The organism is Sporosarcina sp. SAFN-015, assembly GCF_051966875.1.
Taxonomy (GTDB): Bacteria; Bacillota; Bacilli; order Bacillales_A; family Planococcaceae; genus Sporosarcina.
The window spans coordinates 205,831-227,355 of sequence record NZ_JBQCKP010000004.1 but is presented as its reverse complement, the minus strand read 5'-3'; the positions used below and the strand labels follow the sequence as shown (position 1 = coordinate 227,355).

Genomic DNA, 21,525 nt, shown 5'->3' with positions numbered 1-21,525 from the left:
AGTAATGAGATGAGCATAATAGGTCTAAACTCGCGCAAAAGCCTACACAACTCGCGCAAAACGTTTTCTACCTCATAGAAAAAAGCCGCGAAATTCGCGGCTTTCACTTTTTTATCATTACTGTGGTACACGGATTGTCCAACGGGAGAAGTCTGGCTCTTCTTTTTGAACCATTTCCTTCGGATAAATGAACGTCCATGGCTTCGATGTGTTCGCTTTAACGGAAAGCGGTGCTAAATCGAATGAGCCGCGTGCGACGATTTCGCCTGTCGCATCGACTAGTTCCAATGGAAGCTTTTCGATATTGATCTGCTTTGAGTGTCCGTTGCGGATGAAGATGGATGCAGCAATGCTTCCGTCTTCTTGTTTTTTCACTTGGAAACCTGCGAAGTTCACTTCGCGCGGCTTCAACTTCGGCATGTTTTCAACTACTTTTTCAAGCGCCTCTTTTTGCTCGGCAGTTAAGCCGTCTTCCCAAGCTTGTTCCAGCTCAAGTTTATGGGGCACCATCGATTGTACGTTGAACGCGAGCTTCCAGTTTTCTGCAGGCGGCTCTTCCGCAAAGATGTTGTCCTTCGTGAACACGAATACCCAAGGACGAGCGCTCTTCCCTGGAATGTCGCCCAATTCCTTCAAATCGAATTCCTGTGACGCCAATGTTTTTCCATCCGCGTCAAGGAGCATCAATTCGACAGAGCCGACAGAAATCGACTGTTCCAATGAAGAACGGAAAAATGATTTGACGAGCCAGCTTCCATTTGCCGGTTCGACATCGATGTCGATGCCGGATAGGGAGATTTGGTTCGGTTTCAATGGTTCCAATTCATTCGCAAGGAAACGGAAAACATATTCCTGTTCTTGGGAAAGAGCCCACTCCGGATGAAGGGAAAGCGTTGTTTCCACTTCATCCGTGCCTTTCGCCTGTGCGCTGCCTTCTAGAATTTCTTCTGAATTAATTGTGCTGTCTGAACCCGTTTTTTCGGTTTTCTTAAATAAGTTGAAAAGTTTCATGATTCTTGGGCCTCCTGTTGTTGTGAAATAAGCTTCATAAAGCCGATAACTTCGGATGCGATATTCCGGCGTAGCTTCTGATAATGCGTACCGAATAATTGCAAGCCTTCACGTTGATAAATACGCATTGGATCTTCTTGTCCATATGACCGCAATCCGATACCTTCCTTAAGACGAGCCATCACATCCAGATGTTTCACCCACATCGTATCGATATGGCTTAACATGACTTGAGGGATGATTTCGTTCACCTGCTCATTTTCGGCAAATGAATCAAGATACGCAAACAGATCGGCAACCGGCTCTTCATAAAACTTCAATACGTCTACTGGTCGTTCCAAATTACGTGGGAGCGTGACCGTTTCTAGTAATAGTCCGTTCATCGTCCTCTCAATTCGGTCGAAATCAAAGTTATCCGGAGTTTCATGTTCCGGGCAGCTATCATAAACGACGAATTCCACAGCTTCGGACACCATTATCTTCAATTGGTCGAGAAGGTTTGTGCGCTCGAGAACTTTATCTCGCAACGAATAAAGAACGCCGCGTTGGTCATTAATGACATCGTCAAGTTTTAAGTTGTATTCACGCATAGCGAAGTGTGCACCTTCAACAATCCGCTGTGTCCGTTCTGTCAGTTCGTTCACATCAGCGTTTTGGACGAGTCCATCTTCGTTAACAACGACTTTTTTATTGAACTTCTCAAGGTCTTCCTTCGCGAAGCGTTTGAACATGTCATCTTCAAGCGAGAGGAAAAATTGACTTTCGCCATGGTCGCCTTGACGTCCTGAACGTCCGCGCAGCTGGTTGTCGATCCGGCGGCTTTCGTGTTTTTCCGTGCCGAGGACGAATAGACCGCCAAGTTCTTCGACGCCTTCACCGAGCATAATGTCTGTTCCGCGTCCCGCCATATTTGTAGCAACAGTAATATGGCCACGTTGACCTGCTTGGGAGATGAGATCTACTTCCTGCTCAACACTTTTTGCATTCAATAGATGATACTCAAGTTTTTCACGGTCTAAAAACTCCGCAACTTTTTCAGATTGGAGAATGGAAGTCGTTCCGACGAGCACAGGCTGTCCTTTTTTATGGCGCTCCGCTACTTCCTTCGCTACCGCTTCGTATTTTTGTTCGATTGTCTGATAGACTCGGTCCGGCGAATCGATGCGGGCACGTGGGCGGTTCGTCGGGATTTGGATGACTTCCATGTTATACACTTCACGGAATTCCTTTTCCTGTGTCTTTGCCGTTCCTGTCATACCGCTAAGCTTAGGATACATCCGGAAATAGTTTTGGATTGTAATTTGCGCTTGGGCTTTATTTTCATCAGTGATCGGCAACCCTTCCTTCGCCTCGATCGCCTGGTGAAGACCATCAGATAGGGTACGCCCCTCCATGATTCGCCCCGTGAACATATCGACTAGCTCAATCTTGTCATCTTTCACAATATAATCGACATCACGTTTGAAAATGACATAGGCGCGAACGGCTTGAATCATATAATGATAGAGTGTCTGATGCTCAAGTTCGTACAGATTATCGATGCCGAAAGCTTTTTCTACCTTCTCAATTCCAGTTTCCGTTAGTGAAGTCGCTTTCGTTTCTTCATCAAATTCAAAGTCCACACCTTTTTTGAAACGCTTCGCGAGTCTCGCTGCGATGAAATGAAGATCAGGATCCGCTTGCATTTTACCTGCAACGATCAACGGTGTTTTCGCTTCGTCGATTAAGACGCTGTCCACTTCATCGATAATTGCGAAGTGATACGGACGTTGAACCTTTTGGGAAGTATGCTGAACCATATTGTCACGGAGGTAATCAAAACCGAACTCAGTTCCGACGCCGTATGTAATGTCAGCCATATACGCTTTCTGCTTCGCAGGTCCTTGCATCATCGGGACGTTCAAGCCGACCGTCAATCCGAGGAAGCGGTGAATTTGACCGATCTGATCGTAGTCACGTTTCGCAAGATAATCATTAACTGTAATAACGTGCACACCTTTTCCTTCAAGCGCGCGCAAATAGGATGGCAGGGAAGCGACAAGCGTCTTTCCTTCACCAGTCGGCATTTCTGCAATATTGCCTTCAGCCAATACCATTCCGCCGATAAGCTGAACGTCAAAATGACGCATGCCTAATACTCGCTTGGATGCTTCGCGGACGACTGCGAATGCGTCTGGTAAAATTGCCTGTACAGTTTCGCCTTCTTGGATTTGCACTTTGAACACTTCTGTCATATGTGCAAGTTCTTCATCGGATAATGTTTCGTATTTTGATTCTAAGTCATTTATGTGTTGGACAACTTTACGATATTTGCGAAGTTGTCGTTCGCTCGTTTGATTTGAACGTTTAAAAATTGATAACATATGATGGACGCTCCTTTATTTAATCCTTCTATTAAGGATACAGGTTCTATTTTATCAAACTATATGCGAAAAGACTACCTTGTTAAGAAATTGTAGCGATATAGAAAGGGTAGTCTTTCTGCTAACCGGGTATAGTAGTCTCGAGTACCCAGATTCACGAACTTGGGTGCTTTCCATTGACAGCTGTGCTATAATACTTGTGGCTAATTAAATTATTGTTATTTACGGGGAGGAAGGACATGTTATTCCTTGCAATGGCTGCTGCATTCATAGCTTCCATCATACTGACTCCGCTCGTCATAAAATTCGCGTTCCGTATCGGAGCAGTTGATCATCCGAATTATCGGAAGGTGCATGCATCCGTTATGCCGCGTATCGGAGGGATGGCAATTTTCGGTGCTTTTGTCATCGGTTATTTATTGCTTCGTCCGTCTGATGAGCACGCTATCGGAATTCTTGTTGGAGCCGTCATCATCATTATTACAGGCTTCCTCGATGATATGCTTGAAATTACCGCCAAGGCGAAGATGTTAGGCCAAATGGCTGCAGCGATCGTCGTCGTTACGTGGGGCGGCTTACAAATTGAATTTATTAACTTGCCATTTTTCGGCCCGATTGATTTTGGCTATTTAAGTATCCCAATCACGATTCTTTGGATTGTCGGCATTACAAATGCTATTAATCTCATCGACGGATTGGATGGACTGGCGGCGGGTGTTTCCACGATCGCACTCATTTCCATCTCTGTCATGGCGATGATCATGGGAGAAATGTTTGTTGTCGCGACAGCTGCCATTTTGGCTGCGAGTGCACTTGGCTTCTTGTTCTATAATTTCCACCCAGCGAAAATATTCATGGGGGATACGGGAGCTTTATTCCTTGGCTATATGATTTCGGTATTGGCGCTATTGGGATATAAAAACGTCACGATGATTTCACTTATCATTCCGATTATCATACTTGGCGTTCCGATTTCGGATACGTTCTTCGCAATCATCCGTCGTGTGCGGATGAAGCAAAAGATTTCCGCGCCGGATAAATCGCATTTGCACCATTGCTTGCTGCGGGCAGGGTTCTCACATCGACAGACTGTCCTGATCATCTATGGACTTGCTATCCTTTTCGGTGTAGCTGCAGTTCTTTTCTCGCAAGCGACTGTATGGGGCGCGATTGTACTCATCATCGTCATGCTTCTCGCAATTGAGTTGTTCGTTGAAATCATCGGTCTCGCCGGAACGAATTACCGGCCATTATTGAATTTAGTTCGTATGATTGGAAAATAATGAATGCTGTATAATACGGTGATATGCGAAATCTCGCATATCACTTTTTTTATTGTGCATATAAAAAATACCCCACTGAAATGATCAGTGGGGTGTCTAATTCAATAACCATCGCTGCCTTCAGCGGTTTCATCCGTTGTTCCGACAACATTTGGATTGTTGCTATCCGTTAACGAGGAAGAGTCAGGAATCAAGCCTAAATGGGCTTTCAATAGTTGACTCACATTCTCTAAATCATTTTCGTTCAATTTATAATAATAGGTTCCTGTTGACCAATCGTCATAGCCTTGCAAATTGAGTGAGTCAATTTGTGGCATGCCGCCTTTTGCATATTCCCAGAAGGAAGTCATTTCTTTGAAAGTCATGTCAGTTTTCATATTGTCTCCGACAGCATCGATGACATCACCATATTTCGCGATGGATTTGACTGACACCATCTCTTTAATGATTGCTTGCAAAATCATTTGTTGACGTTTTCCGCGCTCCAAATCACTGTCGAGCTTACGTGTACGCGCTAAAGCGAGAGCATGTCTACCGTCAAGCGTTTGTAAGCCTTTTACTAATTGAATTGTGTTTTTATCGTTTTCATCTTTTTCTAGTCTATTGTACGGAACATCGACTTCAATTCCGCCTAATGCATCTACAACTTCGATGAATGCATTAAAGTTCATTTTCACGTAGTAATCGATTGGGATATCAAGCATTTCTTCAACTGATTCAATCGATGCATGCGTTCCGCCAAATGCATGGGCATGAGTGATTTTGTCTTTATACCCGACCTTCGGGATGTAGACGTACGAATCACGCGGAATGCTTAGCAATTTCACTGACTTTTCCTCTGGATTGAACGTAGCGACGAGAAGGGCATCCGAACGACTATGGCTGTCTCCTTGCATGCGCGCTTCACTGTCATCCACACCGATCAAAAGGACGGATACGTTGTCTTTCGCTGGCTCCACTTTCGCTTCGGCCCTCAATTCGGATTTCTGTGTAGCAGGAACGGCTTCATACGCTCGATCGACTGCCTGCTCCGCCTGGTTTCTCAATGAAAGTCCATATGCTGCAATTGCAAGCAAGGCAGTTAGCGAAACTAATAAGCCGATCTTAATAGCTAGACGACCTTTAGATGTCTTCTTTTTCATTTTTCTATAGTCTTTTCTTTTCATGGCTTGTTTTGGCCTCCACCATTGGCTAAGGAATCTTCCCAAGCAAATTTAATGTTCAATGAACAACGGAAAGTTGACGCAAACAAGAACAGAATCTTGCAAAATAAACAATGAATCGTCAACTTTCCCCATTATACTATTAATTTCCTTGGTCGTATACTATTATCACAAATCGAATTCGAGGAATGAAGTTGAGACTTCAGAAATTTCTGCTTGGCCGTTCGTCAATTCCGTCATCCAACTAATGAAGGCATCCGTCTTTGCTATAGGAACATTTAATAGTAAGCTGACGTCTTCTTCATATAGAATTTCTTTAAGTGGATAAGGCGATTGCCTAGCTTCATTCTCAACTTTTCCGAGCCATGTATAATCGATGGATACTTTCATGAGCGCGTGAAGTTTACGTTCGACGATGCCTGTCGCGGCGATTCCTTCGGTAGTTGCGCGGCCATATGCGCGGATGAGGCCGCCGCCTCCTAATTTAATGCCGCCAAAATAGCGTGTTACGACAACAGCTGTATCTTTCAATCCTTGTTTCTTTAGTACTTCCAGCATAGGGACCCCTGCTGTGCCCGAAGGCTCTCCATCGTCATTTGCCTTCTGGATTTGATCGTGCTCACCGATGATGTAGGCTGAACAGTTATGCGTTGCTGTATGATGCATCTTTTTTATATCTTGAATGAAGTCCATTGCTTCTTGTTCCGTCTCAACACGCTTGACGTACGTCAGGAATCTGGATTTCTGAATGACGATTTCACTTTCACCTGCCAAATTGACTGTTTTATAATCTGCTCGCATTTGCAGCACTCCTATCACTTGTAATACAATCTTAATACGCAATTAGTTTTATGATGATATAATAATAAAGTGTATAAGGAATCAAGGAATACTGCAACATTGCCTATGTTTAGCTTTTTTCGCATTCCAGAAGGGAGGGGTTGAGATGGCAGAAAAGACGATGGATATCCAAAACTTGGAAAAAATATTCGACAATATGGTTAATGTGATGGATCAATCCAAGAATGACATCTTCACTATAAGCGAGCAAAGCCGTCAAACCTTCCAAGAGATGCAAACCGAACTTGTTATTATTAAAGAAGATATTTCCCGGGTAATCACTGAAGGTGATTATTTGGAGGATATGACTCGCCAATCCCGACGACGGCTGGCGGATGTTTCTAAAAACTTTATGAACTACTCAGAAGAAGAAGTACGTCAAGCGTACGAAGTTGCTAATGATTTACTCGTCAGATTATCCATCAACCGAATGGAAGAAAAGCAATTGCGTGTTCGAAGGGACGAGTTGGACCGGCGCATTGCCGCCCTTTTGGAAACGATTGAAAAGGCGGATCATCTTGTCAATCAAGTGACGACGGTCATTACATATTTGACTTCTGATTTGAAAAAGGTCGGGGAAGTGCTTGAAACAGCCCGACAAAAACAAGAGTTCGCCATTCAAATCATCCAAGCTCAAGAAGAGGAACGAAAACGACTATCGCGTGACATTCACGATGGTCCAGCGCAGATGCTTGCCAATGTGCTGCTCAGATCGGGACTCATTGAAAAGACGTTTTCCGAAAAAGGTCCGAATGCTGCCTTGTCCGAACTGAATCAATTGAAAGAGATGGTCCGGAACGCCCTTCTTGAAGTCCGACGCATCATCTATGACTTGCGTCCGATGGCATTGGATGACCTCGGTTTGATTCCGACGCTCCGAAAATATTCTTCGACAGTCATGGAATATGAAAAAGGTGTCACAATCCATTTCATGAATAATGGAACGGAGAAAAGATTTGAGTCAAGCATCGAAGTGGCGATTTTCAGACTCGTCCAAGAATGTATCTCAAATGCACTTAAACATGGAAATTCAAGAGATGTTTGGGTGAAAGTCGAATGGCTTCGTGATACAATGAATATTGTCGTGAAGGATAACGGAAAAGGATTTGACCCGAATCAAACTAAAGATAAATCATTTGGCATTATAGGGATGCGGGAGCGCGTCGAACTGCTAAAAGGCGAGATGAAAATCATGTCGACAATTGGCAAGGGCACAACTGTACTATTCCGTATTCCGTTACATGAAAATATAATTGAATAGAGTATTGGGAGGGAATGACAATGACGAAAATTTTAATTGTAGATGATCATCAGCTATTCCGTGAAGGTGTTAAGAGAATCCTTGATTTTGAAGATTCATTCGATGTAGTAGGAGAAGGAGACGACGGCAGCGAAGTTGTTGAGCTATACCGCCGCTTTGAGCCGGATGTCGTATTGATGGACATCAATATGCCTGGAATGAACGGAGTGGAAGCAACGGAAAATCTAAAAAACGAATTTCCGGAAGCGAAAGTGATCATGCTTTCCATCCATGATGACGAATCATACGTGTCACATGCATTGAAATCGGGTGCGCTCGGTTATATGCTGAAAGAAATGGACGCAGACGCAATTGTACAAGCTATTAAAGTCGTCGCTGCAGGCGGATCTTATTTACATCCGAAAGTGACACATAACCTCGTGTCAGAATTCCGTCGCCTGAGCGAACGTGAACATAAAGGATCATTCCAACAAAACGACATTCGCCGTCCGCTTCACTTATTGACGAAGCGTGAATGTGAAGTATTGCAGCTGTTGACAGATGGACAAAGCAACCGTACGATTGGGGAGACGCTTTTCATTTCCGAAAAAACGGTTAAAAACCATGTTTCGAGCATCTTGCAGAAAATGGGTGTCAACGACCGTACACAAGCGGTTGTCACGGCAATCAAAAACGGTTGGGTTGAAGTGAAATAATGTTATAATAAAAGGGGCCTTCTTATAGAAGGTCCCTTTTACTGTATAGGAGGAAGAATAATGAAAAAAATGTTCGTTTTCTCAATGCTTATATTCGTGCTTATTCTCGGTGCATGTTCGAAAAAGGAAGATACTTCGTCAAACCAAGGTTCGGTGAATGACGGGGAAAAACCGAGTGAATTTGGTTCAATTGATCATGGCGTAGATGAAAATAGCGATGACAATAAAGTTGGCTTCAACTTGTCAGGCGGCACGATTGAAGAAGCTGCAAACGTGCCAGCGGAAGAGAAAGAGCTGATCATCAAGTCGTTCGATACATATATCCACGCGTTCAACAATCAGGACATCGATGAATATATGAGCACGCTTTCCAAGAAGCCGAAAAGCTTCAATTTGGAGGAAGAGCGCGAGTATATCGAAAGTGCATTTGAACAGTTTGAACTGTCTCGCGAGGCAAAAGATATTACAATTGTGAAGTTTGACGAGGAGACGGGGGAAGCCCAAGTGTTCGCCAATTTGGTAACGAAAATGAAACAAAAATCCACGGGCCTAGAGACGAACCGCGACGGCAGGCAAGTCACCGTCTTCACAAAAGAGGATGGAGACTGGAAAGTGAACTCCGTTTATTATATGGAAGAACAGAAATAACGTTTATATACAATTAAATATCCACAAACTAACACTATCCACAAACTAACACTGTCCAAGCAATTTTGCTGGGGCAGTTTTTTCATTCTGTTTATGAAATTATTAGTATTCGTGCTTGAGTTACTTGGAGTGGAAGGCGGCGACTCCAGCGGGAACAGCACGAGCTGAAAGCCCCGCAGACGCGAAGCGACGAGGAGATTGAAGCCGTGCCCGCGGAAAGCGTCCGCCTGAAACGGAAAGTAACGGCTCTTAACGGTTAAAATTACCTTCCTTCACTATATTGCTTTCCAGAAATGAAGGATGTATAATGGGAACAAATGTTCCTTTGAAGGGAGGAAAACGTAATGCCTTTAATTCCAGCGAAGGCATTGCCTCATTTTGAAAACATGATCTACTTGCCGATGGTTCTGATCGTGTTGCAGCGCGACCGGGAACTATTTGAAAAGGGCCCCTTCAAATTGAAAGGACCCTACTTGAAAAGAATTGACGCTTCGATCAAACAGATCCAAAGCGAGCTGCAAGAAACGACGTTTTATTTACGCCGCCATAACATGAAATTGATTCGGAAAACGAGGGATAGCATGTTCACGGAATACATTTTCATCCATGGCGGCTACGAAGACCACCGTCGCTATTTGAATGTCCGACTTCGCAATCGCACAGAAGAATTATTGGACCTGTATTTTACAAGGTCGGATAATCAGTCGGCGGGTCATTAGGCGGAAATAGGAAAGAGGAACGATCAAAGTTCTTATGCTTTCTTACAAAGTTCCTCTCAAGCAATTTTGCCAACGAATATTGGCGATACATCGTCGTGATTGAAATTCCTAATTTGTACCTTCCCCCATTCTCCAATGTAACAGCAATACCTAGACCGTCAGTCTCAAAAAAATCGATTGCATGGGAAGAAATCCATACATTTTGGTCCGATGAAGGAGATAACGTCGGAATAAAGATTAATGGAATGCCGAAAGCGTTTGCCGTCAGTAGAGGCGCCTTCTGCTTATTATCCCCAAATAATAGCCTAGACGTGTTCATAACATTTTTATAGCTCGCACCATAGAAAGTGCAGGAACCGGTTACAATATGTATCGGTTTTTGCAGGACTGTCAGAGTTCTATTCCGTTCAATCACCCTCGTGAAGATTTTATTGCCTTCTTCAATTGGCAATAACATGAGAGTATCGAATGATAAATAATACCTTGTTACGACTTCAGTCAAATCCACTTCCTCCTATCCTAATTATTCCATCCCTCACTAGTATTATAGGATAAGGAATTAGAAAAACAAGCCTTTTAAATGAATAATTTGAACTATACAATAAGACGTTCAATTCTACCATTTTATTGAATGAAAAAACCCCGTCGGTAAACGGGGAGTTGGGTATTATTCAGCTTGATAATCCAACGCGGCAGCGCCAAGCGTTTTCGCTGCAAGCAACATCGCCTGCTCCTCAAAATCGAATTTCGGATGATGGTGAGGATAGGTTGTTTCTGCTGGCTGGGCACCTGTGAAGAAGAAAGTGCCAGGCACCTTTTCCAAATAGTAAGCGAAGTCTTCTCCGCCCATTTGCGGCTTGCTTTCCACAACGTGCTCGACGCCAGGTATCGTTTCAGCAACGCGTTTCAAGAGCTCGGTTTCTTCTCTATGGTTCACGACAGCAGGGTATCCGCGGAAATAGTCGAACTGAATTTCACAGTTATTGGCAAGTGCCGTACCTTCCACGACCCGTGCCATTTCTCGTTCCATCATGTCGCGGACATCAGGATCGAATGTGCGCACCGTGCCGCCAAGCTTTGCCGAATCAGCGATAACATTAAACGCGTTATCCGCGATGAATGAACCGACCGACAATACGGCAGATTCAATCGGATCAACGCGACGGGATACGAGCTGCTGAAGGTTCATGACGAGCTGCGCACCGATGACGACAGCGTCCTTCGTTTGGTGAGGCGCTGCTCCGTGACCGCCTGCACCTTGAACCGTAATCTCAAACCGATCCGCAGCCGCCATGACCGGACCTGTTAAATATTCGATAGTTTTGAAGGGGATGAGCGACCAAAGATGTGTGCCGAAAATGACATCGACACCATCAAGGCAACCGTCCTCGATCATCGAAATGGCCCCACCTGGTGCGAATTCTTCAGCATGCTGGTGAATGAAGACGTATTCTCCTGCGAGATCTTCCCGCAATTCGTGGATTGCCTTCGCCAATTGAAGTAATGCAGCTGTATGTCCATCATGCCCACAAGCATGCATGACGCCTGGAACCGTCGATTTGTAAGGGACGTCTTTTTCATCTTGGATCGGCAATGCGTCAAAATCAGCACGCAAAGCAACAGTCTTGCCGGGACGTGCTCCTTTGACACGGGCGACTACACCGTTGCCGCCGACGCCAGCGCGTACCTCAACACCGAGATCTGCGTAAAAATCATGGATATATTGTGCGGTCTTCTCCTCTTTGAAAGATAATTCTGGGTGCATATGCAGATGTCTGCGGATGACGACCATATCCTCGTAAGCCAGATCTAATTTCTCGAACAATTGCTCATTCATTCCATTACCCCTCTCGAAACGCTGTTATTTATACTTTCACAATTATAACAATACGTTTCGGGGGTCGCAATGCGATCATCCGATCATTCTTGGGTATCTGTTTTCGCAGTATAAGTCGTTAAATAAGAAGCGCTTGCGAAAATATGTGTCGTATTGCCTGCAAATTCTTTCATATTCAGTGAATGAGGAGAGTCCTTGAACGCTTGCGAATTTTTCCAGCGGTCATAATCAATCGGATCTTCCCATTCCGTCATTACAATATAAGTGTCAGAATCGAGTGGGCGAAGAAGACGGAAAGCGATGAAACCTTTCTCGCTTTCAATCTTGCCGGTGTTTGTTGAAAAACGGTGCTCGAAGACAGGCCGTCCTTCATCTGTGACAGGTATGTTGTTGCAGACAAAATACCCTTCTGCCTTCAATTTACCTGCAGAGCTAACGACTTCATACCGCCTTGGTGCTTGGAAGACAGACTTTCCTTCTGTTTCATGCACAAGAAGGGACCGTCCTCCGCCATGCATGAGAATCATCTCTTCATTAGAATGACGCTGTTGAATCTTTTCCATGAAATCAATCGTACCGCTAGTCAAATACATATACATTCCCAATACCTCCTGCCAAAATTAAGTAGTACTCATATTTTCCCTTAACCAGACAATTAAAACAAACATTGTCGAATTGATGGCGGCAAGGATGAAAAGTGAGCACAATTTCATGACAAAACAGCTGAAACACTATACATTCAAAGTAGAAACGTCTATATTTGAAAGCGAATAAGTGAACTTCGATAATTATTATAAAGAAAGTGGGGAATCGATTTATGACAACATTTAACGATACACTGCTTCGTGCTGCTAGAGGAGAAAAAATCGACCATACGCCAGTTTGGTTCATGAGGCAAGCGGGGCGTTCTCAGCCTGAATACCGCAAAATCAAAGAAAAGTATTCACTAGAAGAGATTACGCATCAGCCGGAGCTTTGCGCTTATGTGACAAAACTTCCTGTCGACAACTACAACGTCGACGCGGCGATTTTGTATAAGGATATTGTGACGCCACTTCCGGGAATCGGCGTAGATGTGAAAATAAAAGCGGGCGTTGGCCCGGTCATTTCAAATCCGATTCGTTCGGTGCAAGACGTCCATAATCTCGGTGAGCTTTCACCAGAGGATCATATCCCTTACGTTATCGATACGATTAAAATCTTGAAAGAGCAATTGACTGTTCCGCTGATCGGCTTCGCAGGCGCGCCATTCACATTAGCGAGCTATATGATCGAAGGCGGTCCGTCAAAAAGCTATAATTTGACGAAATCTTTCATGGTATCTGAGCCGGAAGCATGGTTTGCGCTAATGGATAAATTAGGGGATACAATAATCACGTCCATTAAAGCTCAAGTGAAAGCGGGAGCGGCGGCCATCCAAGTGTTTGATTCATGGGTCGGCGCATTGAATGTGTCCGATTACAGAACGTTCATTAAACCTGTCATGACACGTATTTTCAGTGAGCTTCGCGAATTGAACGTGCCATTGATCACGTTTGGCGTTGGGGCTAGCCACTTGGCGAATGAATGGCATGACCTTCCTGTAGACGTCGTCGGTTTGGATTGGCGTTTATCTATTAAGGAAGCTGGGGAAAGAGGATTGACGAAGACATTACAAGGGAATTTGGATCCTTCGCTGCTGTTGGCGGATTGGAATATTATCGAGGAGCGCGCGAAGGTCATCGTTGAACAAGGCGTCGAACACGGCAGCCATATTTTCAACCTCGGCCACGGCGTCTTCCCGGAAGTCCAACCGGCAACATTGAAACGACTCACAGAGTTTGTTCACGAATATAGCGCGCAGCTTCGTAAATAAATTACGCAAATAAATTGTAATGAGGTGCAACTGATGACAAAAAGGAAAATGGGACTTTTAGTTATGGCGTACGGAACGCCATATAAAGAAGAAGATATCGAACCGTATTACACGCATATCCGGCGCGGTCGTCCACCTGCTCCTGAACAGCTGGAAGACTTAAAGTCGCGTTATCAAGCAATCGGAGGCATCTCGCCTCTAGCGAAAATTACGGAAAATCAAGCGAACGCGCTTGGCGACCGTCTGAATGCAATGCAGGACGAAATTGAATTTACCGTTTACGTCGGTTTGAAGCATATAACACCGTTCATTGAAGAAGCAGTTGAAAAGATGAATGCTGATGGCATTAAGGAAGCGGTGTCCATCGTATTGGCGCCACATTACTCGTCATTCTCCGTAAAATCATACAACGGGCGTGCGAAAGAAGAAGCTGATAAATACGGCATTTCCATTACGTCGGTCGACAGCTGGTACAAACAGCCGAAATTCATCGAATACTGGTCCGATAAAATCCGTAGCACGTATGAAAGCATGAGCGAGGCAGAGCGGGAAAAAGCATGCCTCATCGTTTCAGCACACTCCTTGCCTGAAAAAATCAAGCAATTCGGGGATCCGTATCCTGACCAATTGGAAGAGACTGCTAAATTGATTGCGGAAGCTGCACAAGTTGCAAATTATGCAGTCGGCTGGCAAAGTGAAGGGCAGACGGGCGAGCCATGGCTCGGGCCGGACGTCCAAGATTTGACACGTGATTTGCATGAGAAGGAAGGCTACACAACATTCGTTTACACACCGGTCGGCTTCGTTTCGGACCATTTGGAAGTTCTTTATGATAACGATTACGAATGTAAAGTCGTATGTGATGAAATCGGTGCATCGTATTATCGTCCGGCAATGCCGAATACGGACCCGCTTTTCATTAGCTCAATGGCGGACGCAGTTCTTGAACAATTGAAAGAAGCCTGATGGCAGCTAGGAAGTGATGATGGACATGAGTGAACAGAAGAAAAAGGTCGTCATCGTAGGTGGAGGGATCACCGGGCTTTCCGCGGCATTTTATATGCAAAAAAAAGCACGAGAAGAAAACTTGCCAATCGAAGTGATACTTATCGAAGCGACGAATCGGCTAGGAGGGAAGATTCAGACGGTCCGCCGCGACGGTTTTGTCATTGAACGGGGACCTGATAGCTTCCTCATCCGAAAGAAAAGCATGGATACGTTTGCGCAAGATCTCGGTATAGGTGAAGAGCTAGTACGCAACGCAACAGGGCAAGCGTATATACTCGTAAACGATCGTTTGCAGCCGATTCCCGGCGGTTCTGTCATGGGCATCCCGACGAAGTTCGGACCATTCCTGAAATCGGATCTGTTTTCATTAGCAGGCAAGCTGAGGGCGGCTGGGGACTTCGTCTTGCCGCGCTCAGGAATTGAAGGAGACCAGTCGCTCGGCCACTTTTTCCGACGCCGATTTGGCGCGGAGATTGTTGAGAACCTTATCGAACCGCTGCTCTCGGGAGTGTATGCAGGCGATATTGACCATATGAGCTTGCAATCGACATATCCACAATTTTACCAAGTCGAAAAGAAGCACCGCAGCCTCATCCTCGGGATGAAGAAGACGACGCCGAAGCAAGTACCGCAGAAGGACGGGCATGGAGCTTCCAAAAAAGGGGCTTTCCATTCATTGCGGAACGGGCTTGAATCGATCGTCGAGGCGGCGGAGCAACAGTTGGAACCTGGAACTGTGAGGAAAGGGATTCGCATCGAAAGCATTTCCAAGCAGGGAAATCAAACCATTCTCGAGCTGAATACAGGTGAGAAGATTGTAGCCGATTCCGTCATCGTGACGACTGGTCATATGGCGGCAAGCCAACTATTCGCTTCACACGGACTGCTTGATGGACTGAAGGAAATCCAAACGACATCCGTTGCGACAGTCGCTCTTGCATTTCCTGAAGAAGCGGTCGTCCAAGACATGGAAGGAACCGGCTTCCTCGTTTCACGAAGCAGCGACTATTCCATTACTGCTTGCACATGGGTCCATCGAAAATGGCCGACGACAACGCCGGAAGGGAAAATCCTTTTGCGCGCATTCGTCGGGCGAGTAGGGGAAGAAGCGATCGTCGATTTGCCTGATGACGAAATCGAACGGATTGTCCTTGAAGATTTGAGCAAAATACTGACAATTAAAGGCAAGCCGGACTTCACTGTCATTACGCGTTTCAAGGAAGACCGTCCCCAATACCGGGTTGGCCATCGCCAACGTGTAGATGCTGCTCGTGCAGAACTGAAAAAAGTATTTCCAAACGTCAAATTGGCAGGCGCCTCTTATGACGGTGTCGGACTGCCGGACTGCATTGATCAAGGCAAAGCGGCTATGGAAGAGGTTATCGCCGAGCTATTCGCGAATTAAATCGAAAAGTCCGCCCTCGCGCGGACTTTTTACATTGGAAGGATTTTTGTATGAAACAGCTATTATGTATTATTAGTACAGCAATTTTATTGTCTGCTTGTTCCATCGGAAACGATTGGGACAATCCGATGCCTGAGGAAGGCTTCCTCATTATCGGACATCGTGGCGCTTCTGCATATGAACCGGAAAACACGATGCCATCCTTTGAACTTGCTGACGACTTGAATGCGGATTATGTCGAACTTGACGTTCATTTAACGAAAGACAAAGAACTGATCGTCATGCATGATGATGACGTGAAACGGACGACGGAAGCTGCAGGGAAGATAAAGGATTTCACGCTTGCCGAATTGAAAGAGCTGACTGCAAATAAGGAAAAAGGCGGGAAAGTGGCCGTTAGCGGAAAGAACGAAGAAGCATATGAAATTCCGACATTGCGTGAAGTAATCGAGGAGATGAAAGGTGAACTCCGGTTTGTCATCGAGTTGAAGGATACAGAGCAATATCCAGGCATTGAAGAGGAATTGGTCAGTTTGATGAAGGAATATGAGCTGACGGGTGTCGATCGTAAAGGATATCCGAAGGCAGTCATCCATTCATTTGATAAAAAAGCATTGAAACAGGTGCATGAAATGGATTCAACAATTCCATTGTTGCAATTGATCTCCTTTGATGAGGGGGAGGAAGCGGAACTTTCGCAGAAGGAATTGAAGGATATTTTGTCATACGCTTCGGGCATCAGCGTAAGCTATGAAGCATTGACGCCACCTTTCGTCAATACGATGCATGGTGAAGGCTTGGCTGTCTATGCCTATACAGTGAATGACCCGGAAGCTGCCCTTAGGTTGCAGGCAATGGGCGTCAACGGAATCCATACGGATGAACCCGATATATTGAGTGAATAAAGAACAGCTGAGATATGATCTCAGCTGTTTTATTTTATAGGATATTGCACTCATCACATTTATTGCTGTAGCATTCGTGCTGTTCCTCAATCTCTTTTCCGCATTCCGCACATGTTTTTGCAGGCAGGTTCTTGAAAAACTCAATGACATTCTCTAGCATCGACGTTCCCTCCTGTCTTTTGTAATAATACTAAATGGGCGTATGGTCTATTGTGGTATAACAGTATGAGTAAAAAAATTAGACGATATTGCACTCGTCGCATTTATTGCTATAGCATTCATGCTGTTCCTCAATTTCATTTCCGCAGTTGGCACATGTTTTCGCAGGCAGGTTCTTGAAAAACTCAATGACATTTTCTAACATCGGTGTTTCCTCCTGTTCTTTTTGTACTAATACTCAATAGGACAATGGGCTATTATTATATAACAGTGTAAGTAAAAAAATTAGACGATGTTGCACTCGTCGCATCTATTGCTATAGCATTCATGCTGTTCTTCGATTTTATTTCCACAAACATCACAGGCTTTTGCAGGCAGGTTTCTGAAAAACTCTACGATACTCTCGATCATTTCATCTTCCTCCTATTGTTCTATAACTAAATGTAATAGTGTGATTGTAATATAACAGATAAACAAAAGTCAAGACTTATTCGTTCTTTTCAGATAAAATAAAAGTGAATTCATTTACATAGGGAGCGATTATCGTGTATTTCGTTGACAATAAAGGCATTACAGATCCAAGAATCAACCTTGCGATCGAAGAGTATGTATTGAAAAACATGGATATCAACAAAGATTCGTTTTTACTGTTCTATATCAATGGACCGTCGATCATTATCGGGAAGAATCAAAATACGGTCGAAGAAATCAATACAGAATTCGTCGATGCGAACGGCATCCACGTTGTCCGTAGACTTTCCGGCGGAGGCGCTGTATACCATGACTTAGGGAATCTCAACTACAGCTTCATTACAAAAGATGATGGGGAGTCGTTCCGCAACTTCAAGAAATTCACTGAGCCGGTCATCAAGGCTTTGGCGGATATGGGTGTCAAAGCGGAGTTGCTAGGACGCAATGACATTCTCGTCGAAGGACGGAAAGTTTCAGGCAACGCACAGTTCGCGACGCAAGGCCGTATGTTTACGCACGGGACATTGATGTTTGATACGGAAATCGAGCGTGTCGTCTCTGCATTGAAAGTGAAAAAAGACAAAATCGAATCAAAAGGGATCAAATCGATTCGCAGCCGTGTTGCGAACATTTCGGAGTTCATCGAAGAGCCGATGACGATCGAACAATTCCGTATGGAAATCTTGAAGTCAATTTTCGAAGGCGAAGAAAACATCCAATATTGGGAGCTGACCGATGAAGATTGGGACAACATCCGAGCTTTATCCGCAGAGCGTTATGGAAACTGGGACTGGAACTACGGTAAATCCCCAAAATTCAATATGCAGCACTCCCATCGCTTCCCTGTGGGCGGCATTGATGTGCGACTACAAGTTGAAAAAGGCAAGATTGATGAGGTCAACATTTACGGCGACTTTTTCGGTGTCGGCGATGTAACCGTTGTAGAAGATAGCTTAAAAGGCGTTCAATACGATCGCGATTCCATTACGAAAGCACTCGATGCAATCGACATCCCGACGATATTGGGCGGTATTACAAAAGAAGAATTCATTAACTTAATCTACTAAGTTGAAAACCGGTGCTTAGCCGGTTTTTTTCTTTTGCTATAGTTTATGCACGATTGTTTCAGCGGGTGTGGTCATCTCAAGTTTGGATGCAAGTAATGGCTGAGTGGTGATAACCTCACCACATCGGTGGTAAAGCCCTCCGCAGCGGTGATAACACATCGAATACCGGTGATAACCCCTCGAGAGTCGGTGATAAAGTCATCCAAGTCGGTGATAACGGGCAGAGAGTCGGTGATAAACCTCCCCGAGTCGGTGATAAACCATTTCCAAAGCGTCCTCCTCGCCCGCCGAGCGTGCATTCCAGTTTTGCGATATAATGTATGGAATAGTGAAGGGGGAATTTGCGATGAGGAACCACCGTATCTTCATTGTTGAGGATGATAAAAAAATTGCGCGGCTGTTGGCGGATACGTTGCGCAAATATCAATATGATGTAGCAATCGTTGAGGATTTTGATAATGTGGAGGCGGAATGTTCGGCGTTTGATCCGCATTTGATCCTGCTCGATATCAATCTGCCTTCGTACGACGGTTATTATTGGTGCCGACAGCTTCGGCAAACGACGACATGCCCGATCATTTTCATCTCCGCGCGCTCGGGGGATATGGACCAAGTGTTTGCGCTCGAGAATGGAGGGGATGATTTCATAACGAAACCTTTCCATTATGAGATCGTCCTTGCGAAGATCAGGAGCCATTTACGACGAGCCTTCGGTGAGTACGCGCCGAGCCAAGGAGAACGCACGGTGAAGCTCGGTTCACTTGAACTGTTTATCGAAAGGATGGAGCTGCATTTGCGGGATGAAGCGATTCCGCTTCAGAAGAAGGAATGCGTCATCCTTGAGCTGTTGATGGAGTCGTCGCCGAAAGTCGTGTCGCGGGAAACACTGCTTGAGGAGTTATGGGACGACCAGTCGTTTGTCGATGAAAACACACTCAATGTAAACATGACGCGCGTACGGAAAAAGCTGACGGATTACGGTGTGCAATCAGTGATCGAGACTGTTCGTGGGTCGGGCTACCGCTTTCTCGTTGCGCCGGAGGAGTCATGAAACAAATTATTTTATTCCTGAAAGAGCATTTATCATGGATCATATTTGAAGCGATGCTCGTCACGTTCGTTCTTGTCTTATATTGGTTGGACGGCTTCCGAGGTATTAATACTGCGATTTACTCGATTATTATGGCCTTGCTTTTGACATCAGGCTTTCTCGTCGGGCGTTTTATAATGCGCCGGTCGTACTATGCGGCGATTTTGCGCAAACCGGAACAGATGGAAGACGCACTCATCCGCAATGTGCAGACGACGGAGCAGCGCCAATCGACGGCGTTCATGCGGGATTTGTATGGGCTGTACCAAGCCGAAGTGCAATCGTTGTATGCTGCTCAGCATCGCCAGCTCCAGTTCGTCAATCAATGGGTGCATCAAATGAAGACGCCGATTTCAGTCATCAACTTGCTGCTGCAGGAAGAGGGAGAGCTCGACAAGAAGAGCCTCCGCGAGGAAGTCGATAAAATTCAGCGCGGTCTCGACGTCGTGCTTGTCAATGCACGACTTGAAACGTTCGAGGAGGATATGCAGATCGAACAAGTCGGCTTGAAGAGCCTCATTCAGCAGATCGTGACGGACCATAAGCGGCTGTTCATTACGAACGGCGTCTTCCCGGTCATTTCAATCGACGAGAAACTCGTCGTCGCGACGGATCCGAAATGGATGAAAATCGCTATCGGGCAGTTTATTACGAATGCTGTGAAATATACGTTTGAAAAAGGGAAGCGCCTTTATATATTAGCAAAACCAACCGCGATAGGCTTTGAGCTGACTATTCGCGATGAAGGGATCGGCATTCCGGCTTCCGATTTGAAACGGGTGACAAAGGCGTTCTTCACAGGGGAAAATGGCCGGTTGACCGGTGAATCGACAGGGATGGGGCTGTATATCGCCGATGAGATCTGTTTGAAGCTCGGGCATCCATTGACAATTGACTCGGAAGTGGGGCAAGGGACTTCTATTAAGATTCTGTTTACAAATGGAGAGATAGGTGAAGCGGATGAAAAGCTCGATCGTGGAATTGGAGCGGGTGACGAAGATCTATGAAGGGAAAGTGATGCACCGCGCGTTGAACCGCCTTGACTTCGAGGCGGACGCCGGAGAATTCATCGCCATCATGGGGCCTTCGGGGAGCGGCAAGACGACGTTGTTGAATATCATATCGACGATCGATATGCCGACGTACGGGCGTGTCATGATCGCCGGTATCGAGCCCGAAGCGTTGAATTCGAATGAATTGGCGCTGTTCAGGCGGCATAATTTCGGCTTCGTTTTCCAAGACATCAATTTGCTTAAAAATTTGACGGTAGAAGAGAATATCGTGCTGCCGCTCACGTTGGACGGATTGCCGATCATGGAAATGCAAAAACGGATCGACAAGTTGGCGGGGCAATTAAGCTTGAAAGAAATCCTCAACCGACGTCCGGATGAGCTGTCGGGTGGGCAGGCGCAAAGGACCGCAGTTGGACGGGCACTCATCCATAAGCCGAAGCTCATTCTCGCGGATGAACCGACCGGGAATCTCGACTCGAAATCGGCGAAAGAAGTTCTCGAATTGCTAAGCCTTGTCAATCAAACCGAGCGGACGACAATCATCATGGTGACGCATGATCCGATTGCGGCGAGCTATTGCGATCGCGTGCTGTTCATTAAAGACGGCGAATTTTTCAATGAAATTTATAAGGATGAACGGCGTCAGACGTTCTTCCAAAGGATTTTGAATGTGCTCAGCTTACTTGGAGGGAATGTCCATGATTTGCGGATGCTGTAAGACGGACAGTCGAA

Annotated in this window: 23 protein-coding genes; 13 read left to right on the top strand and 10 right to left on the bottom strand. The window is 45.3% G+C overall.

The window, feature by feature from the left end; all coding sequences use genetic code 11:
• Nucleotides 1–117: 117 nt before the first annotated feature.
• Complete coding sequence (locus tag ACTHPA_RS09275) at nt 118–1,011, bottom strand: accessory Sec system S-layer assembly protein (protein ID WP_440499893.1); 894 nt, start codon at nt 1,009–1,011, stop codon at nt 118–120.
• The gene (gene secA2 / locus ACTHPA_RS09270; RefSeq protein WP_440499892.1) at nt 1,008–3,374 is read right to left on the bottom strand and encodes an accessory Sec system translocase SecA2; all 2,367 of its coding nucleotides are present in this window, start codon (nt 3,372–3,374) and stop codon (nt 1,008–1,010) included. The genes ACTHPA_RS09275 and secA2 overlap by 4 nt, the downstream gene beginning before the upstream one ends.
• 239 nt (nt 3,375–3,613) lie before the next feature.
• Here secA2 and ACTHPA_RS09265 point away from each other — a divergent pair, with 239 nt between their 5' ends.
• Complete coding sequence (locus tag ACTHPA_RS09265; protein ID WP_440499890.1) at nt 3,614–4,657, top strand: glycosyltransferase family 4 protein; 1,044 nt, start codon at nt 3,614–3,616, stop codon at nt 4,655–4,657.
• Nucleotides 4,658–4,758: 101 nt separating this feature from the next.
• Here the strand turns inward: ACTHPA_RS09265 and ACTHPA_RS09260 are convergent, their stop codons facing one another.
• Nucleotides 4,759–5,823 (bottom strand): LCP family protein, encoded by a 1,065-nt coding sequence (locus ACTHPA_RS09260; RefSeq protein WP_440499889.1) that lies wholly within the window; start codon nt 5,821–5,823, stop codon nt 4,759–4,761.
• 165 nt (nt 5,824–5,988) lie between these two features.
• Nucleotides 5,989–6,621 (bottom strand): YigZ family protein, encoded by a 633-nt coding sequence (locus tag ACTHPA_RS09255; protein ID WP_440499888.1) that lies wholly within the window; start codon nt 6,619–6,621, stop codon nt 5,989–5,991.
• Between the two features lie 145 nt (nt 6,622–6,766).
• On the opposite strand from ACTHPA_RS09255, the gene ACTHPA_RS09250 reads away from it, so the two are divergent.
• The 4 genes from ACTHPA_RS09250 to ACTHPA_RS09235 all read left to right on the top strand — a co-directional run bounded on the left by ACTHPA_RS09250 (nt 6,767) and on the right by ACTHPA_RS09235 (nt 9,983).
• Nucleotides 6,767–7,921, top strand: a complete 1,155-nt coding sequence (locus tag ACTHPA_RS09250) for a sensor histidine kinase (protein ID WP_440499887.1) — start codon at nt 6,767–6,769, stop codon at nt 7,919–7,921.
• Between the two features lie 20 nt (nt 7,922–7,941).
• Nucleotides 7,942–8,616: a response regulator gene (locus ACTHPA_RS09245; RefSeq protein ID WP_440499886.1), complete on the top strand. Its 675-nt coding sequence runs from the start codon at nt 7,942–7,944 to the stop codon at nt 8,614–8,616.
• 60 nt (nt 8,617–8,676) lie between these two features.
• Nucleotides 8,677–9,264 (top strand): nuclear transport factor 2 family protein, encoded by a 588-nt coding sequence (locus ACTHPA_RS09240; RefSeq protein ID WP_440499885.1) that lies wholly within the window; start codon nt 8,677–8,679, stop codon nt 9,262–9,264.
• A 344-nt stretch (nt 9,265–9,608) separates the two neighbouring features.
• Nucleotides 9,609–9,983, top strand: a complete 375-nt coding sequence (locus ACTHPA_RS09235) for a hypothetical protein (RefSeq protein WP_440499884.1) — start codon at nt 9,609–9,611, stop codon at nt 9,981–9,983.
• Here ACTHPA_RS09235 and ACTHPA_RS09230 read toward each other — a convergent pair.
• The 3 genes from ACTHPA_RS09230 to ACTHPA_RS09220 form a co-directional block, all read right to left on the bottom strand.
• Nucleotides 9,949–10,485 carry a competence protein ComK gene (locus tag ACTHPA_RS09230; protein WP_440499882.1) on the bottom strand — a complete coding sequence of 179 codons (537 nt, stop codon included), beginning with the start codon at nt 10,483–10,485 and terminating at the stop codon, nt 9,949–9,951. The two genes, ACTHPA_RS09235 and ACTHPA_RS09230, sit on opposite strands and share 35 nt — an antisense overlap.
• 165 nt (nt 10,486–10,650) lie before the next feature.
• Nucleotides 10,651–11,820 carry a M20 metallopeptidase family protein gene (locus ACTHPA_RS09225; RefSeq protein ID WP_440499881.1) on the bottom strand — a complete coding sequence of 390 codons (1,170 nt, stop codon included), beginning with the start codon at nt 11,818–11,820 and terminating at the stop codon, nt 10,651–10,653.
• Between the two features lie 83 nt (nt 11,821–11,903).
• Nucleotides 11,904–12,419, bottom strand: coding sequence for an antibiotic biosynthesis monooxygenase family protein (locus ACTHPA_RS09220; RefSeq protein WP_440499880.1), 516 nt, complete (start codon nt 12,417–12,419; stop codon nt 11,904–11,906).
• 218 nt (nt 12,420–12,637) lie between these two features.
• Here ACTHPA_RS09220 and hemE point away from each other — a divergent pair, with 218 nt between their 5' ends.
• Genes hemE through ACTHPA_RS09200 form a run of 4 tightly spaced genes read left to right on the top strand, consistent with a single transcriptional unit; the run spans nt 12,638 to nt 16,993 of the window.
• Nucleotides 12,638–13,675: a uroporphyrinogen decarboxylase gene (gene hemE, locus ACTHPA_RS09215; RefSeq protein ID WP_440499879.1), complete on the top strand. Its 1,038-nt coding sequence runs from the start codon at nt 12,638–12,640 to the stop codon at nt 13,673–13,675.
• A 33-nt stretch (nt 13,676–13,708) separates the two neighbouring features.
• Nucleotides 13,709–14,641 (top strand): ferrochelatase, encoded by a 933-nt coding sequence (gene hemH, locus ACTHPA_RS09210; protein WP_440499878.1) that lies wholly within the window; start codon nt 13,709–13,711, stop codon nt 14,639–14,641.
• A 25-nt stretch (nt 14,642–14,666) separates the two neighbouring features.
• Complete coding sequence (gene hemY / locus ACTHPA_RS09205) at nt 14,667–16,088, top strand: protoporphyrinogen oxidase (protein WP_440500096.1); 1,422 nt, start codon at nt 14,667–14,669, stop codon at nt 16,086–16,088.
• A 50-nt stretch (nt 16,089–16,138) separates the two neighbouring features.
• Nucleotides 16,139–16,993: a glycerophosphodiester phosphodiesterase gene (locus ACTHPA_RS09200; RefSeq protein WP_440499877.1), complete on the top strand. Its 855-nt coding sequence runs from the start codon at nt 16,139–16,141 to the stop codon at nt 16,991–16,993.
• Between the two features lie 34 nt (nt 16,994–17,027).
• Here the strand turns inward: ACTHPA_RS09200 and yhfH (ACTHPA_RS09195) are convergent, their stop codons facing one another.
• The 3 genes from yhfH (ACTHPA_RS09195) to yhfH (ACTHPA_RS09185) all read right to left on the bottom strand — a co-directional run bounded on the left by yhfH (ACTHPA_RS09195) (nt 17,028) and on the right by yhfH (ACTHPA_RS09185) (nt 17,563).
• The gene (gene yhfH / locus ACTHPA_RS09195) at nt 17,028–17,153 is read right to left on the bottom strand and encodes a protein YhfH (protein ID WP_252502348.1); all 126 of its coding nucleotides are present in this window, start codon (nt 17,151–17,153) and stop codon (nt 17,028–17,030) included.
• A 78-nt stretch (nt 17,154–17,231) separates the two neighbouring features.
• Nucleotides 17,232–17,357, bottom strand: a complete 126-nt coding sequence (yhfH, locus tag ACTHPA_RS09190) for a protein YhfH (protein WP_440499876.1) — start codon at nt 17,355–17,357, stop codon at nt 17,232–17,234.
• 80 nt (nt 17,358–17,437) lie between these two features.
• Nucleotides 17,438–17,563, bottom strand: a complete 126-nt coding sequence (yhfH, locus tag ACTHPA_RS09185) for a protein YhfH (RefSeq protein WP_440499875.1) — start codon at nt 17,561–17,563, stop codon at nt 17,438–17,440.
• A gap of 134 nt (nt 17,564–17,697) precedes the next feature.
• Between yhfH (ACTHPA_RS09185) and ACTHPA_RS09180 the strand changes: the two genes are divergently transcribed.
• The 4 genes from ACTHPA_RS09180 to ACTHPA_RS09165 all read left to right on the top strand — a co-directional run bounded on the left by ACTHPA_RS09180 (nt 17,698) and on the right by ACTHPA_RS09165 (nt 21,511).
• Nucleotides 17,698–18,690 carry a lipoate--protein ligase gene (locus ACTHPA_RS09180; RefSeq protein ID WP_440499874.1) on the top strand — a complete coding sequence of 331 codons (993 nt, stop codon included), beginning with the start codon at nt 17,698–17,700 and terminating at the stop codon, nt 18,688–18,690.
• Nucleotides 18,691–19,036: 346 nt separating this feature from the next.
• Complete coding sequence (locus ACTHPA_RS09175) at nt 19,037–19,741, top strand: response regulator transcription factor (protein ID WP_440499873.1); 705 nt, start codon at nt 19,037–19,039, stop codon at nt 19,739–19,741.
• Entirely contained in the window at nt 19,738–20,787 is a 1,050-nt protein-coding gene (locus tag ACTHPA_RS09170) for a sensor histidine kinase (RefSeq protein ID WP_440499871.1), read from the top strand. Before ACTHPA_RS09175 ends, ACTHPA_RS09170 begins: the two co-directional genes overlap by 4 nt.
• Nucleotides 20,741–21,511 (top strand): ABC transporter ATP-binding protein, encoded by a 771-nt coding sequence (locus ACTHPA_RS09165; protein WP_440500095.1) that lies wholly within the window; start codon nt 20,741–20,743, stop codon nt 21,509–21,511. Before ACTHPA_RS09170 ends, ACTHPA_RS09165 begins: the two co-directional genes overlap by 47 nt.
• The last annotated feature ends 14 nt before the right edge of the window (nt 21,512–21,525 follow it).